This window comes from Stenotrophomonas sp. GW821-FHT09E08 (assembly GCF_059416125.1).
On record NZ_JBWKOO010000006.1, the window covers coordinates 162082 to 177036 of the forward strand.

Annotated in this window: 12 protein-coding genes; 7 read left to right on the top strand and 5 right to left on the bottom strand. The window is 66.2% G+C overall.

Annotated elements, in window-relative coordinates:
* Positions 1 to 145: 145 nt before the first annotated feature.
* Complete coding sequence (locus AC07M7_RS10315) at positions 146 to 1189, bottom strand: oxidoreductase (RefSeq protein WP_495207314.1); 1044 nt, start codon at positions 1187 to 1189, stop codon at positions 146 to 148.
* Between the two features lie 171 nt (positions 1190 to 1360).
* Here AC07M7_RS10315 and AC07M7_RS10320 point away from each other — a divergent pair, with 171 nt between their 5' ends.
* From AC07M7_RS10320 to AC07M7_RS10335, 4 genes are all read left to right on the top strand, one after another.
* Positions 1361 to 1744: a BON domain-containing protein gene (locus tag AC07M7_RS10320; RefSeq protein WP_012512120.1), complete on the top strand. Its 384-nt coding sequence runs from the start codon at positions 1361 to 1363 to the stop codon at positions 1742 to 1744.
* A gap of 287 nt (positions 1745 to 2031) precedes the next feature.
* Complete coding sequence (locus AC07M7_RS10325) at positions 2032 to 3849, top strand: sensor histidine kinase (protein ID WP_447782594.1); 1818 nt, start codon at positions 2032 to 2034, stop codon at positions 3847 to 3849.
* A complete protein-coding gene (locus tag AC07M7_RS10330) occupies positions 3846 to 4286 on the top strand; it encodes a response regulator (RefSeq protein WP_005411057.1) in 441 nt (146 codons plus the stop codon). Before AC07M7_RS10325 ends, AC07M7_RS10330 begins: the two co-directional genes overlap by 4 nt.
* A gap of 4 nt (positions 4287 to 4290) precedes the next feature.
* A complete protein-coding gene (locus AC07M7_RS10335; protein ID WP_012512119.1) occupies positions 4291 to 5802 on the top strand; it encodes an ATP-binding response regulator in 1512 nt (503 codons plus the stop codon).
* 75 nt (positions 5803 to 5877) lie between these two features.
* On the opposite strand, the gene AC07M7_RS10340 is transcribed toward AC07M7_RS10335, so the two are convergent.
* Positions 5878 to 6621 (bottom strand): proteasome-type protease, encoded by a 744-nt coding sequence (locus AC07M7_RS10340; RefSeq protein WP_495207315.1) that lies wholly within the window; start codon positions 6619 to 6621, stop codon positions 5878 to 5880.
* A 92-nt stretch (positions 6622 to 6713) separates the two neighbouring features.
* Between AC07M7_RS10340 and folK the strand changes: the two genes are divergently transcribed.
* On the top strand, positions 6714 to 7199 hold the full coding sequence (gene folK, locus AC07M7_RS10345; RefSeq protein WP_136638956.1) for a 2-amino-4-hydroxy-6-hydroxymethyldihydropteridine diphosphokinase: 486 nt from the start codon (positions 6714 to 6716) through the stop codon (positions 7197 to 7199).
* Between the two features lie 66 nt (positions 7200 to 7265).
* Here folK and AC07M7_RS10350 read toward each other — a convergent pair whose 3' ends face one another.
* Entirely contained in the window at positions 7266 to 8003 is a 738-nt protein-coding gene (locus tag AC07M7_RS10350) for a pteridine reductase (protein WP_006391894.1), read from the bottom strand.
* 59 nt (positions 8004 to 8062) lie between these two features.
* On the opposite strand from AC07M7_RS10350, the gene AC07M7_RS10355 reads away from it, so the two are divergent.
* Together AC07M7_RS10355 and AC07M7_RS10360 are read left to right on the top strand one after the other, a co-directional pair.
* Complete coding sequence (locus AC07M7_RS10355; RefSeq protein ID WP_495207316.1) at positions 8063 to 9247, top strand: class I SAM-dependent methyltransferase; 1185 nt, start codon at positions 8063 to 8065, stop codon at positions 9245 to 9247.
* Positions 9244 to 9636, top strand: coding sequence for a VanZ family protein (locus tag AC07M7_RS10360; RefSeq protein WP_495207317.1), 393 nt, complete (start codon positions 9244 to 9246; stop codon positions 9634 to 9636). The genes AC07M7_RS10355 and AC07M7_RS10360 overlap by 4 nt, the downstream gene beginning before the upstream one ends.
* Before the next feature lie 137 nt (positions 9637 to 9773).
* Here AC07M7_RS10360 and AC07M7_RS10365 read toward each other — a convergent pair whose 3' ends face one another.
* Both AC07M7_RS10365 and AC07M7_RS10370 read right to left on the bottom strand, forming a co-directional pair.
* Positions 9774 to 12131, bottom strand: a complete 2358-nt coding sequence (locus tag AC07M7_RS10365) for a beta-N-acetylhexosaminidase (protein ID WP_495207318.1) — start codon at positions 12129 to 12131, stop codon at positions 9774 to 9776.
* 111 nt (positions 12132 to 12242) lie between these two features.
* On the bottom strand, positions 12243 to 14903 hold the full coding sequence (locus AC07M7_RS10370) for a TonB-dependent receptor (protein ID WP_495207319.1): 2661 nt from the start codon (positions 14901 to 14903) through the stop codon (positions 12243 to 12245).
* Between the last annotated feature and the right edge of the window lie 52 nt (positions 14904 to 14955).

The following is a 14955-nucleotide window of genomic DNA, read 5'->3' on the forward strand; positions in this document are numbered from 1 at the left end:
CGTCGGGCGCGGATAACTGTCGAAGGCGGAGTGGGTCCGGTTGCGGGGGCGTGAGCGGCCCCCCCGCCATCCCATGGATAGCCAGCTATTGCTTTGACGTTGACGTTGCCGTTGATTCGGTAGGTGCAGGGCGCAGCCCTGCCGGTCACCCCAACTGAACCCGCCGCCCTTCGCGCGCACTGACCATCCCCGCCTCCAGCAACCGCATCAGCTGCAGCGCCTGCATCGGGCTGACCGTCGCTTCGCCGTCACCATGCATCGCCGCCGCGAACTGCGCATACAACCGCCGGTAGTCACCGGGCAGGTTGTCGACAGTACTGCGCTGCACGTTGTCCTCCGCATCGCAGTGCACCCGCTCACCATGCCGTGGATCGATGCCCCAGCCTGGCGCCCCCGGCGCAACCCCACGCCGCAACTGCGCTTCCTGCACGTCCAGGCCGTGCTTGATCCAACTGGCCTTGCTGCCATGCACGCTGAAGTGTGGTGTCTGCGCCGCAACCAGCGAACCGGCATGCACGATTGCGCGATGCCGTGGGTAGTGCAGCACCGCATGGAAGTAATCGATGCCGCTGCCGCCTTCGCGCTGCACGGCCAGATCGGCATCGATCGACTGTGGCCAGCCGAACAGCTCCAGCATCTGGTCCAGCAGGTGCGGTGCCAGGTCGTACCACAGGCCGCTACCGGGGCCATCCTGCTCGCGCCAGCGGTCGCGCACCTGCGGCCGGTAACGGTCGAAGTGCGCGTGGCATTCGGCAACATCACCCAGCACGCCTTGCGCCAGCAGTGCCTGCAGGGTGAGGAAGTCGGCGTCGAAGCGCCGGTTCTGGAACACCGTAGCGATGCGCCCGGCGTCGCGCGCCGCAGCCAGTACCGTTTCCGCTTCGGCCACGTCCAGCGCGAACGGTTTGTCGACCAGCACGTGCTTGCCCGCGGCCAACGCCGCGATGGCCAGCGGAGCGTGTTGTTCGTTCGGTGTGGCAATCACTACCGCATCCACTGCAGGATCGCCGAGCACTTCCTGCGGAGTGGCACGCACGTGCACGTCGCTGAACGCGCGCAGCAGCGTGTCGCGTTGCGAACTGACGATGCTGTGCAGCACCAGGCCGGGCGTGTGCTGGATCAGGGGCGCATGGAAGACGCGGCCGGCGAGGCCGTAGCCGATCAGGGCCAGTTGCAGGTCGGGGCGCATGGCAGAGCTCCGGCAGTGGGGAAGGGCAGGGTAAACGACGGGGGATGGCAGGCCAAAACTGAACCGTTGCCGTTGGAAACGCTTCGATTCACGGCAGCATGACCGTAACGCCACGCCTGCTCTACGCCGGTATGTCCAGACTGGCAGCACATTCCGAAGGAGTACGACACGATGAGCAATACCACCCGCACGCTGATTGCTTCCGCCCTGACGCTGGGCCTGGCGCTGTCCTCCTCGGCCGCATTCGCCAAGGATCCGGCCGCGAAGAGCCCGCCGACCAGCACTCATCCGGCCACCCACGCCGACCGCCATGATTCCAACGAGCCGGTGACCGACAGCTGGATCACCACCAAGGTGAAGGCCGACCTGCTGGCCAGCAGCAACGTCCCGGGCACCGAAATCAAGGTGGAAACGGTGAACGGCGTGGTCAGCCTGAGCGGTGCCGTGGCCACCCAGGCCGAGAAAGACAAGGCGGTCACAACTGCCAAGGGCATCAAGGGCGTGACCCGCGTCGATGCCGCCGCATTGAAGGTCAGCGCGGCCGCCAAGCGCTGAACCCGGTGGGCGCCCCGCATGGGGCGCCCACTGCCCGGGTAGATTCGAGCTTGCTCGGCTCGCTCCACTGCAGATCAACCCCCGAGTCAACCGCCCGAGCAGTCGAGCGACCTCGACTCTACGAAGCAGAGCCGACGGCCCTGCCCGGCCCTACCGTGGGTTTCCGGAGCCCGTTCAGCCAACCAGGCTGGAAACTCCAGAGTTGTGACCGCCTGCGCTATATTGCCCGTTCCGCCGCAGCCGGGCCGGTATCGGCCTACGCTCCGCGGCCGTGCTGACGAGGAACTATGGCGCAGGTTTTCAGTGATGACGTCTGGGATCGCTGGCGATTGCCGGCCCTGGCGCTGGCGGCTGCCGCGATCATCGTGGTGCCGTGGTTGACCCTGCGCAAACTGCAGCAGGACAACGAACAAGCGATGGCCTGGGTCAGCCACACCCAGGCCGTGGGCGTGGCCCTGCAACAGCTGCAGGCCGATGTCCGCGATGTCGAATCGGCTGCGCTGACGCTGTCCAAGGGTGTGGACGCGCCGGGCCTGCGTGAGCGCATGGCCAAAGCGAATGAAATACCGGGCCGGCTGGCCCAGCTCGGCCGCATGACCCGCGACAATCCCGAACAGCTGATCCGCATCGGCCGCATCGAGTCGATGCTGGACGGGCGCTTGGCGGTCGCGCGCGAGCTGGCCAAGTCCGAACCGAACAGCGACCAGCGTGAACTGGTGCAGGACCTGAGCACGCGTTACCCGATCCGTGGCCTGGTCGAGGAGCTGCAGGCCAGCGAGGAAAAGTTGCTGGCTCTGCGCGCCGAGCAGGCCGCACGCCAGCGCAGGCAGACCGAGTTTGTTTCCTGGAGCTCGCTGGTGGTGCAGCTGGCCCTGCTGGGCCTGGTGCTGTGGTTGTTGCAGCGGCAGATCGGCCGCCGCCTGCATGCGGAGCAGCAATCGCAGCGCTCGGCCGCGCGCGCGGCGTCGGTACTGCAGACTGTGCGTGAGCCGATCGTGCTGCTGGATCGTGAGTTGCGCGTACAGCTGCACAATCCTGCATTTGCTGAGCTGTACGGGTTGCAGGATGAGCGTGCCGATGGCCTGCTGCTGGAATCGGTCGGTGATGGCGCCTGGCGGGATCCGGTCATGCGCCAGCGACTGTCCGATGTGCTGCTGCGTGGCCGCGAACTATGGGACTTCGAGCACGAACAGCGCGCCGCCGACGGCATGGTGCGCTACATGCTGCTCAACGCCCGGCGCATGCCGCTGCCCGATACCGATGACGAGGTGGTGCTGTTGACCGTCAGTGACGTCACCGTGCAGCGGGCCGTGCAGCTGCGCGTGGAAGAGCTGAACCGCCAGCTGGAGGGCAAGGTGGCGCAGGTATCGGAGGTCAACCGCGAATTGGAGGCGTTCAGCTATTCGGTCTCGCACGACCTGCGTGCGCCGCTGCGCCATGTTGCTGGTTTCTCCGACAAGCTGTCGCGCCATCTGGGCGAGCAGGCCGACGACAAGAGCCGCCATTACCTTGAAGTGATATCCAGTTCGGCGCGGCGCATGGCAGCCCTGATCGACGACCTGCTGGTCTACTCGCGCCTGGGGCGCGTGGCGATGCGCCAGCAGGCGGTGGACATGCAGTCGCTGGTGGCCGATACCCGTGCCATGCTCGATTCCAACCTGCAGGCCGAGGCCGAAAACAACGGCCATGCGCATCAGGTGGAGTGGAGCATCGCACCGCTGCCGATCGTGGTCGGCGATGAAAACATGATCCGCCAGGTCTGGCTGAACCTGCTCGGCAACGCGGTGAAGTACTCGGGCAACCGCGAGCCGGCAAAGATCCGCGTGGACTACCAGCTGCAGCCCGACGGTGGTCATCAGTTCACGGTCAGCGACAATGGTGCAGGCTTTGACATGGCGTACGCCGCCAAACTGTTCGGTGTGTTCCAGCGCCTGCACAAGGCCAGCGACTACCCGGGTACCGGCATCGGCCTGGCCAGCGTGCGCCGCGTGCTGACCCGCCATGGCGGCCGTATCTGGGCAGAAGCCGAGCCTGACGTCGGCGCCACCTTCCACTTCTACCTGCCTCCCGCGATCGACGCGGACAAACAAGGTCCCTCTGCATGACGACTCTGCGCACCATTCTTCTCGCCGAAGACAGCCCGGCCGATGCCGAAATGGCAATCGACGCTCTGGAAGAGGCGCGTCTGGCCAATCCCATCGTGCACGTCGAAGACGGCGTGGAAGTGATGGACTACCTGCTGCGCCGCGGCGCCTTCGCCAACCGTGAGGAAGGCCTGCCGGCGGTGCTGCTGCTGGACATCAAGATGCCGCGCATGGATGGCCTGGAAGTGCTGCGGCAGATCCGCGAGCACGAAGAACTCAAGCGCCTGCCGGTGGTGATCCTGTCGTCCTCGCGCGAGGAAAGCGACCTCGCCCGCAGCTGGGACATGGGCGTGAACGCCTACGTGGTCAAGCCGGTGGACGTGGACCAGTTCTTTGGCGCGGTGCAGACCCTGGGCAAGTTCTGGGCGTTGATCAACCAGGCACCGGAACTCGAGTGAGCCCATGCCCCTGACCGGTCCCGCCCTGGGGGCGCTGCGCATCCTGCTGGTGGAAGATTCCCCGGAAGATGCCGAGCTGATGTCCGAACAGATGCTCGATGCGGGCCTGGAAGCCCGTTTCGAGCGTGTCGAGAGCGAGGTCGAGCTGCGCCAGGCGCTGGCTGCGTTCGTGCCGGACATCGTGCTGTCCGACCTGAGCATGCCGGGGTTCTCCGGTGACGATGCACTGCGCATCGTGCGTGAGACCTCACCGGAAGTGCCCTTCATCTTCGTCTCCGGCACCATGGGTGAGGAGAACGCAGTGGCGGCACTGCAGAAGGGTGCCAACGACTACATCATCAAGCACCTGCCGGCGCGCCTGCCGTCGGCGGTGGCGCGCGCGATCCGCGAGGCGCGCAGCGCTGTTGAACGCGCACGCGTGGAAACCGAGCTGATGCGCGCACAGCGGCTGGAAAGCCTGTCACTGCTCGCCGCCGGCCTCAGCCATGACCTGCGCAACATCCTGCAGCCGCTGCTGATCATGCCGGACCTGCTGAAGGCCCGTACCGACGATCCACAGCTGCACCACCTGGCCGACGTCATCGCCGAGTGTGGTCGTCGTGGCCACGAGATGGCCGAATCGATGCTGTCGTTCGTGCGTGGCTCGCGCAAGCCGAGTGAACGCATCGAGATCGATGGCCTGTTCGATGCGGTGGCACTCCTGTTGCGCAGCAACGTGCCCGATGCCGTGCGCCTGGAACTGCAGGTGCAGGACCAGGGCCTGGTGGTCGATGCCAATTACACCGAGCTGCAGCAGGTGATGTTGAACCTGGCGCTCAACGCGATCCAGGCGATGCCCAACGGGGGCCGGCTGAGCCTGACCGCCAGCCATGCCGGCCAACGCGATGGCGTGGACTGGATGCAGATCCGTGTGGTCGATGAGGGCATCGGCATGGATGCGGACACGCTCTCGCACCTGTTCAACCCGTTCTTCACCACCAAGGCCGATGGCACCGGCCTGGGCCTGATTTCCTGCAAGCGCATCGTTGAAGGCGCCGGCGGCAGCATCCACGTCAGCAGCCAGCCGGGGCAGGGCACCTGCTTCGAACTGCGTCTGCCGATGCATGAGGCCATTGATGGCAGCGAGCCGATCGAGCAGCTGGTGGCGCTGGGCAGTGGCCAGTCGATCCTTGTGGTCGATGGCGAAGCCACCCGCCTGTCGCTGCTCGGCAATGCGCTTTCCAGCCAGGGCTATCAGCTGCAACTGGCGTCCGATGGTCCGGCGGCGCTGCGCTGGATGCAGCAGGAGGCGTTGCCGGCACTGGTGATCGCCGACGCCGGTTCCAAGCTGCTGCCGGCCAGCCAGCTGCTGGGCGAGATGGCTGTACTGGGCTATCGCGGCCCGGCGCTGGTGCTGGAAGACGCAACGGTGGATGTATCGGCCGATGCATTCCCCGCTGGCGTGGAAGTGCATGTGCTGCGTAAGCCGCTGCAGATGCAGCAGGTGTTCCGCGCGGTGGCCGAAGCGCTGGGCTGACGCCGCGGTAGTGCCGGCCGCTGGCCGGCGTCTGCGTGTGGTGGGATCATTGCGGTTGCCGGCCAGCGGCCGGCACTACCGTTCGGCGGTTTCCCACGGAAACCGCGGCAGGCTGTCCACCGCCTGTTCCAGCCGCCGCGACCAGTTCTGGTGGATGTCCGCATACAGCGCTGAATCCGCACCCAGCCGCAGCTGCTGGCCGATGCGCAGTTCGCCGTCGCGCAGCAGCGCCAGGTCGATCGGCAGGCCCACCGACAGGTTGGAACGGATGGTGGAGTCCAGCGAGACAATCGCCGTGCGTGCGGCATCTTCCAGGCGTGTTGCCGGGCTGAGGATGCGGTCGAGGATCGGCTTGCCGTACTTGGATTCGCCGATCTGCAGGTAGGGCGTCTCCGGCGAGGCGGCGATGGCGTTGCCCAAGGGGTAGACCATGTATAGCCCTGGGCGTTCACCGGCAACCTGGCCGCCGAAGATCAGCGTGGCCTGGGTGTTGACCCCGTCATGGCCGTGCTCGCTGTGCTCGGTCTTGACCTGGCTGTCGACCAGCAACTGGCCGACGTAGGCCGCGGCCTCGAACAGGTGGGCCATGTCACGCAGGTTGGGCGTACGCCGCTCGTCGGCGTCGCGGACCAGGCGCGACACCAGCAGCTGGGTAGTGGCCAGGTTGCCAGCCGCCATCAGTACGTAGGCTGCCTGGCCGGGGTACCCGAACACGTGCAGCTTGCGGTGCACGCGCACATCGTCCAGCGAGGCATTGGTCCGGGTGTCGGCGGCGAAGACCAGGCCCTCGTCCACCTCGATTCCAACGCAATAGGTCATGTCGGTGCCCTATCATGTGCGTCCCGGATTGTAGGCAGGCCGCCGTGACGACGGCATGTCCACGCCCCCCCAAGTGCCGTCACCTGAACCGCATGACCACCGTGCTCCTGAGCTTGGGCAGCAACGTCCAGCCCCGCCGCTACCTCCACGCCGCGGTGACGGCCCTGCGCGAGCGCTTCGGCGCGCTGCAGGTGTCACCCGCCTACCGTACCGCTGCGGTCGGCTTCGATGGCCCGGCCTTCCTCAACAATGCGGTGGCGATCGAGACCGACTTGCCACTGCAGGAACTTGACGACTGGCTGCATGCGCTGGAAGACGCGCACGGGCGTGACCGCAGTGGCCCGCGCTTCTCCGACCGGACCCTGGACATCGATGTGGTGTTCTACGGCGACCTGGTGGTGGAGGGCCCTGGCCACCTGCGCATCCCGCGCCCGGAGCTGAAGCATGCCTTCGTACTGAAGCCGCTGGCGGACATTGCGCCGGGCTTCGTCGACCCGGTCAGCGGCCAGGACCTGGCCACGCTGTGGCGTGCGCACAGGCAGTTTGGTGAAGCGTTCGAGGTCGTGGAGCTCGAATGACGGGGTCAGATCCCTTTTCCCGCCGGGAAAAGGGATCTGACCCCCATCATGCATCCCGGCAACGCCTCAGCTGACCGTACGCCCGCCATCCACGCGCAGGGTATGGCCGGTGACGAAGCTGGCATCGGCCACCAGCCAGTACACCGCCTCGGCGATCTCTTCCACGGTGCCGATCCGCGCCAGCGGCGTGCGCGCCAGCAGCGCCTCGCGGGCGAAATCGTCCTTGCCCTGTTCCGGCCACAGGATCGCGCCGGGGGCGACCGCGTTGACCCGCACCTTCGGCGCCAGTTCCAGCGCCAGCGAGCGGGTGGCCATCTCCAGCGCGGCCTTGGCCATCGTGTAGGCGATGTGGTCGCGCATCGGGTCGGTGCCGTGCAGGTCGGTCAGGTTGACGATGCAGCCGTGCTGGCGGCGCAGGTACGGAGCTGCCGCCTGCGACAGCAGCAGGGGCGCCCGTGCATTGACCGCGTAAAGCTCGTCCATCGCCTCGGCGGTGACCTGGCCCAGCGGGGTAGGGAAGAAGTTGGAGGCGTTGTTGACCAGCGCATCCAGGCGGCCGAAGTGGGTCACGGCCTGTTCCACCAGATCGGTCAGCGCGTCGGCGTCACGCAGGTCGGCCTGCAGCGCCAGCACGCTGCCGGGGCGCACGTTGTCGAAATCGAACGCAGCCTGCTGCAGCTCGGCGCTGGAGGTGTTGGCATGCAGCACCACCGACCAGCCACAGGCATGGAACTGGCGGGCAATGGCCGCGCCGATCCGGCGCGCGCTGCCGGTGATCAGGACCACGGGGGTGGTGTCGCTCATCGAGGGTCCTCCAAGGCTCGGCTATCCTGTGCACCATTGTCACCGCATTCGAAGACGCCATGCAGCCCACCTTCCCTCTGCCCGAAGCCGATGCCCTGGCCCACAGCGACCTGCTGGCCGCCGCCCTGCGCGCTGAAATCCTTGCGCAGGGCGGGGCGATGCCGTTCTCGCGGTTCATGGAGCTGTGCCTGTATGCCCCCGGCTGGGGCTATTACAGCGCCGGCGCCAGCAAGTTCGGCGGCAGCGGCGACTTCACCACCGCGCCCGAGCTCGGCAGCCTGTTCGCCGGCAGCGTGGCCAATGCACTGGCCCCGGTGTTCGCCCAGTTGGGCGCGCAGGCGCGCATGCTGGAGCTGGGCGGCGGCACCGGCGCCTTCGCCGAAGCCGTGCTGCTGCGCCTGGCCGAGCTGGACGCACTGCCGGCGCGCTACGCCATCCTCGAACCCAGTGCGGACCTGCGCGAGCGCCAGCAGCAGCGTCTGCAGCAGAACCTGCCGACCGAGCTGGCCGCGCGCGTCGACTGGATCGACCGCCCGTTCGAAGAGGATTGGGAGGGTGTGGTGTTCGCCAACGAGGTGATCGACGCGCTGCCGACTCCGCGCTTCCTGATCAGGGACGGCGAGGTGTACGAGGAGACCGTCGAGCTCGATGGCGATGGCAACTTCATCCGCGGTGCGCAGCCGGCCGACATTCTGCTCAACGGTGCGGTGCGCCATCTGGAACGCTACCTGGAAAAGCCCTTTCCCGAGGGCTACCGCTCCGAAGTGCTGCCGCAGCTGCCGTATTGGCTGCAGGCGGTGGCCGGTGGCCTGCAGCGTGGTGCAATGCTGTTCGTCGACTACGGCTACAACCGTGGCGAGTTCTACATGGAAGATCGCGATGACGGCACCGTGCGCGCGTTCTATCGCCAGCACGTGCACAACGAGATCTACCGCTGGCCGGGCCTGCAGGACATCACTGCTTCGGTCGATTTCACCGCGATGGCCGAAGCCGGCCTGCACGGCGGTTTCGAGCTGGCCGGCTACTGCAGCCAGGCCAGTTTCCTGCTCGGCAACGGCCTGGACCAGGTGCTGCTGCTGGCCGAGGAACGCACAGATGAGGTCGGCCGCATCCAGCTGCGTGACCAGGTGAAGAAGCTGACCCTGCCGACCGAGATGGGCGAGCGCTTCCAGGCTATCGGCCTGCAACGGGGCGTCGATTTCGAGCCGGCGTTCGAGCTGGGTGACCTGAGCTGGCGCCTGTGAGTGACGTGTTGCCGGTGATCAAGCCGCTGCAGCGGCCGCGGCTGTGGGGCGTGCTGTGGGCGCTGGCGGTGCTGTTGGTGATCGTGGTCTGCCTGATCCCGCCGCCGCCGATCCCGCTGCCGGAAAACAGCGACAAGGGCGAGCACTTCCTCGCCTATTTCATCCTCGCCGGCAGCGCGGTGCAGTTGTTCCGTCGCGGCCGCCCGCTGCTGTGGGTGGGCGTGGGCCTGGTGCTGATGGGCATCGGCATCGAGTTCGCGCAGGGCGCGCTGACCAGCAACCGCATGGCCGACCCGATGGATGCGCTGGCCAACACGATTGGCGTGCTGGCCGGCATGGCCACCGCGCTGACCCCGCTGCGCGACCTGCTGCTGCGCTGGCGGGGGTAAAGGCGTGCCAACCAAGGTTGGCACCTACCAGTAGATCCACGCCAAGCGTGGATGGAATTTCAGTAGATCCACGCCAAGCGTGGATGGACTGCCCGAGGTGCCGACCAAGGTCGGCACCCACCAGGACAGACCTGCCGTTACTTCCCCAGCGTCACCTCATCCAGCACCCACATCGCCGGGCGCGTATCGCCGGTGAAGTTGATGCACAGGTCACCGGTGCCCTGGGTCCCCTTCGGCAGCGTGGCGCGTAGCGTCACGAAGCCATCGGCATCCGGCTTGGCCGGTAGCGGTACCTCAGCCAGCACCTTGCCGCTGCAGTCACCGCGACGCACCTGCATCTCGCCGTGCGCACGCTTGGCCTTCTCGAAGCGGCGCTTGGGTTCGTCGTGGGCCAGCTGGAAGTAGTACGGAATGCGGCCCGCACGGACTTTCACGCTGCCGACATCGTCCAGCTGCGCCTGCGGCCAGCGCCAGCAAGGCTGGAAGATGTCCACGTTGAACACAGCACGCGTTCCCTCGCGCGGACCATCGTCTTCCAGGCGCAGCACCAGCCCCTTCTTGCCCACGCAGCTGAGCAGTTCATCGCTGCGGCGGCTGAGCAGCGACTGCGCGGTGAACGCGGCGATGGTCGGTTTCGCGGCCAGCATCTGGCCCTGGTAGAACGCGGCGGCCTGTACGTTGGCGGGCAGCGGCGAGGTCAGCGGCTGCTGGTACAGCGGCGACTGCGCGGTCACCGGCTGGCCATCGGTGCTGTAACGCACTTCATAGCCCAGCGGATTGGCCAGCGACACGGTCACGGTGTTCTTCGCGCGATCATCGGTGTAGTCCACGCCCACCTCGAACGGGGTCTGCGCGTAGGCCAGGCCCCAGGCGCGGTAACGCTGCAACTGTGCGGGCAGGCGTGCGAGAAAATCGCGGAAGTCACGATGCTCCGGCGTGCTCCAACCGGTCTCGGCCACCGCAGCCAGGCGCGGAAACAGGTTGTGCTGCAGGCGTGCGTAGCTGCGTGTGTGCTCGGTGAACATGTTGGCTTGAAGGCCGAGGATGTGCCCGCGCTTGTCGGCCGCCAGCTCGGCTGGCACCGGCTCGAAGTTGTAGAGCTTGCCGAGGTTGACCTGGGTCGGTCGGCCCGGCGGTTCGTTCGGCGAGGCGGTCTGCAGGTAGTCCAGGTACAGGTAGCCGACCGGCGACATGATCACGTCATGGCCGGCACTGGCTGCAGCCAGCCCACCTTCGGTGCCCTGCCACGACATCACCGTGGCCTGTGGCGGCAGCCCGCCTTCGAGGATCTCGTCCCAGCCGATCAGGCGCCGGTCGTGTTCCTCCAGGAAGGTCTCCAGGCGCTTGATGATGTGGCTCTGCATGGCCATCTCATCCTTGATGCCCAGCGCACGCATGCGCTGCTGCACCTGCTTCGAAGCTTCCCACTGGTCCTTCACTGCCTCGTCGCCACCCACGTGCACGTACTTGGCCGGGAACAGCGCGATCACTTCTTCCAGCACGTTCTCCAGGAAGGTGACGGTGCTGTCTTCCACGTTGAACAGGTTCGGGAACACGCCCCATTCGCTGATCGGCTTCAGCGGCGTGCTGATCGAACCCAGCTCCGGATACGCGGCGATCGCGGCGGTGGCATGGCCGGGCACGTCGATTTCCGGAATCACCTGGATATGCAGCTTGGCGGCGTAGGCGATCACTTCGCGGATCTGCGCCTGCGTGTAGAAGCCGCAGTACGGGTGCTCCTGGCCGCTGACCGGATCGATGCCACCGTCGCCGGCCGGCAGGCGGCAACTGCCCACTTCGGTCAGCTTCGGGTAGCGCTTGATCTCCATGCGCCAGCCCTGGTCATCGGTCAGGTGCCAATGGAACGTGTTGAGCTTGTGTGCGGCCATCGCGTCGAGCACGTGCTTGATCTCGTCCAGGCTCTGGAAATGCCGCGCCGAGTCGAGCATGAAGCCGCGCCAGCTGAAGCGCGGCGCATCCTGGATCTGCACCGCCGGCAATACGCCGTTGCTGCCGCCGGTGGCGAGCTGGGCAAGGGTGGCCGCGCCATAGAACAGGCCGGTCTCGTTGCCGGCCTGCACCAGCACGCCCTGTGCGCTGCTTTCCAGCGTGTAGCCCTCACCGCTGTCGCGGAAGGTCGGGACGATCTGGAAACGGATGCCGCCGTCCTGGGCGGCCGACTTGCCCTTGGCCAGCGCAAGGCGCGGGCCACCGCTGCGCGCCAGCAGGTCGGCGAACTGGGTGGCGACCCGCTGCGCGGCCTCGCCTTCGGCATGCAGCGGGGTGCCAGCACGTACGCTGATGCCGCTGCCCTGGCCGGACTGCACATTGGCCGGGGCGGGAATCAGCATCAGGCTGCCGGCGCGCAGCTGCGGGCCAGGAGCTTCAGCGGCGGGCGTCGGGTCGGCGGCGAGTGCCGGCATCGCCGGCAGCATCGCGAACAGGCTGCCCAGCAGCAGTGCGCTGCGCATCCGGGCGCGGGAAGGCTTGACCATCGGAACGACTCCTTGGAACGGTGCGATGAACGCTATACATGAAAAACGCCGGGCCCGGAATGACCCAGGCCCGGCGTGCGTGCACGACTCGGCGATGTTGCCGCCGCTGGATCAGTACTTGAAGCGGAAGTTGAGGTAGTACTGGCGACCGTTGCTGTAGAACGAGGTCGGGATGGCCGCGGTCTGGTAGTACTTGTAGGTCGGGTTGTTGAGGTTCAGCGCATCGAAGCTGATGCTCAGCCAGTCGGTGGCCTTGTAGCTCAGCGATGCCGACAGCGTGCCGAAGTCATCCTGGTAGTAAGGGTTGGCACCGGACAGGCCGATCAGGAACGACGAACGGCGGGTGTAGCTGACGCGTGCACCGAAGGTGTCGTTCTCGAAGTAGGCACCCACGTTGTAGGTGTTCTTCGAGGTGCCCAGCAGGTTGTCGGTGCCATCGGCCCAGGTGTGCTCGGTGCTGCCATCGGCGTAGGTGTAGTTGGCGTTGACGCCGAAGTACTCGCCGATCGGCTGCTCATAGGCCACTTCGATACCGCGTACCTTGCCGTCGGCGTTCTTCGGACGCGAGATGTCGTACTCCTCGAGCCTGTTGGTCAGCTCGCTGAACAGCATCTGCTTCTCGGTGCTGAAGGCCACGTAGTCCTTCAGGCGCATCGAGTACGCACCGACCGACAGCATGCCGCGCGGCATGAAGTACCACTCCAGGTTGGCGTCGAAGTTGGTCGAGATCACCGGCTTCAGCTTCGGGTTGCCGCCGCCGCCCTTGCGGTTCAGATCCGAGCCGTACGAAGACGCACCCAGTGCGGAGTAGTCAGGCAGGGTCTGGGTCTGGGAGGCGGCGAGGCGCAGCACCAGGTCGTCGCGCAGGTCGTACTTGAAGTTGGCGCTCGGCAGCACGCGGTTGTGCTTGTTCTCGAAGGCTTCGCGGGTCCACGCACCGAACAGGCTCTTCACGTCCGGCACGGTCGAGCCCGTGGCGGTGGCGTAGGTATCGATGTCCTGCTTGATGTTGACGTAGCGCAGGCCGACGTTGCCGCTCCAGCGGTCGCCGCTGAAATTGCCCTGCACGTAGGCAGCGAAGTTCTTTTCGGTCACCTTCCATTCGGCGCCGTAGTTGTGGCGGCCATCCGGACCATCATTGCCCGACAGCCATTCGGAATTGTTGGTCACCGCATTGCGCAGCGCTGCCGGGGTGTAGTACCAGATGTTGCGCGGGAAGTTGCCGCCGATGTCGCCGGCGAAGCCACCCGGGTAGTTGGCGGTGGGGCTGCCGCGCAAGGCGTCCCAGATGTTGCCCGGGGTGGCGCCTTCCGGCGACTTCGCTTCACGCGTGTGGTCGGCGTAGCGGGCGCCGAAATCGATCGAGCTCAATACGCCGGCATTGAAGTACTGGCTGAAATCGACGTTGGCCCACTTTTCCTTGTCGATCGCAGTGACCTGCTGGTTACCCCAGGTACCGCCCCAGCTGGCGCCGGCAGGGCTGATATCGCCCCCCACATTCCAGTCCACCGGCGAGCCGTTGCCATGGGTGGTCCAGCTGGCGCCACCACCGTTGGCGGTCAACAGCTCTGCGATGTACTGGCGCGGCGTTTCGCCAGTGCCCTTGGTGGTACCGGCCTGGAACTTCGCAGTCAGGTTTTCGCTGACCTGCCAGTCGGCATCCAGGGTGATGTAGTTGGTCTTGGCCGTCGACTCGCGGTAGATCATGTCGTACACCGCGTAGTTCGTGCCTGGCTTGCCGACGTAGCTGGCCTGGGTCAGCACGCCATCCTTGACCACGTAGCCCGGATCAGGTGCCTGCGACTTGCCGAAGCTGTTGCCGAACATCATGAAGTTGCGGTTGTAGTTGTTCGCTTCCAGCTTGGAGCTGAAGCCGCTGAGTACGAAGCTCAGATCGTCGGTCGGCTTGAACTGCAGCGAAACCAGGCCGCCGGTACGCTTGCGGGTCTGTTCGAACAGGGTTGAGCCCAGCAGGCCCGGAACCTGTACGCCGACCAGATCCGGGTTGGTCTTGGCCACCGGATCGTTGGCTTCAATAGTGAAGAAGCCACCCGGGATTTCCTGCGCTTCGCGGCGCAGCTCGCGCTTCTGGCTGAAGGCCTGCAGCATCACGCCGAAGGTGCCTTCATCGTTCTTGTAGTTGAACAGCGCCGACAGCTGCGGGTCGTTCGACTTGGCCTGGTCCGAGCGCACCGCGCCGATCGAGCCTTCAGCGGTGAACTGCTTGGAGAATTCCAGCGGCTTGCGGGTGATGATGTTGACGGTACCGGTGGTGCCGCCGTCCTGCAGCTTGGCCTGCGAGGACTTGTTCACTTCCACCGAGCTGACCAGTTCCGACGGCAGCAGCGAGTAGCTGACGCTGCGGCCGACGTTGTTGCCCTGGCTGAGCACGAACCAGTCGGCGGAGCCGACGGTGTGGCCGTTGATCAGGGTCTGGGTCAGGCTCGGGCTGGTGCCGCGAAGGCTGACACGGTCGGCTTCGTCGAAGCCGCCTTCATCGGCGCTGGACGAACTGATGTTGACGCCCGGCAGGCGCTGCAGGGTGTCGGCGACGTTGTGCGCGGGCAGTTTGCCCACGTCTTCGGCAGTGACCACTTCCACGCGCGCATTGGCTTCGCGCTTGGTGTCCAGCGACTTTTCCATCGAACCGCGGATGCCGGTGACGGTGACGGTGTCCAGATCGGTGGCGGTCTGGGGGGGCTGCTGCGCGTGCGCACTGAAGGCGATGCAGCTGACGATGGCGGCCGAAAGCAGGGTCTTGCGGGTGTTCATGATGTCTCTCCTCATCACTCGAATGGATGCCGGCGGCGGTGTTCGATTACGG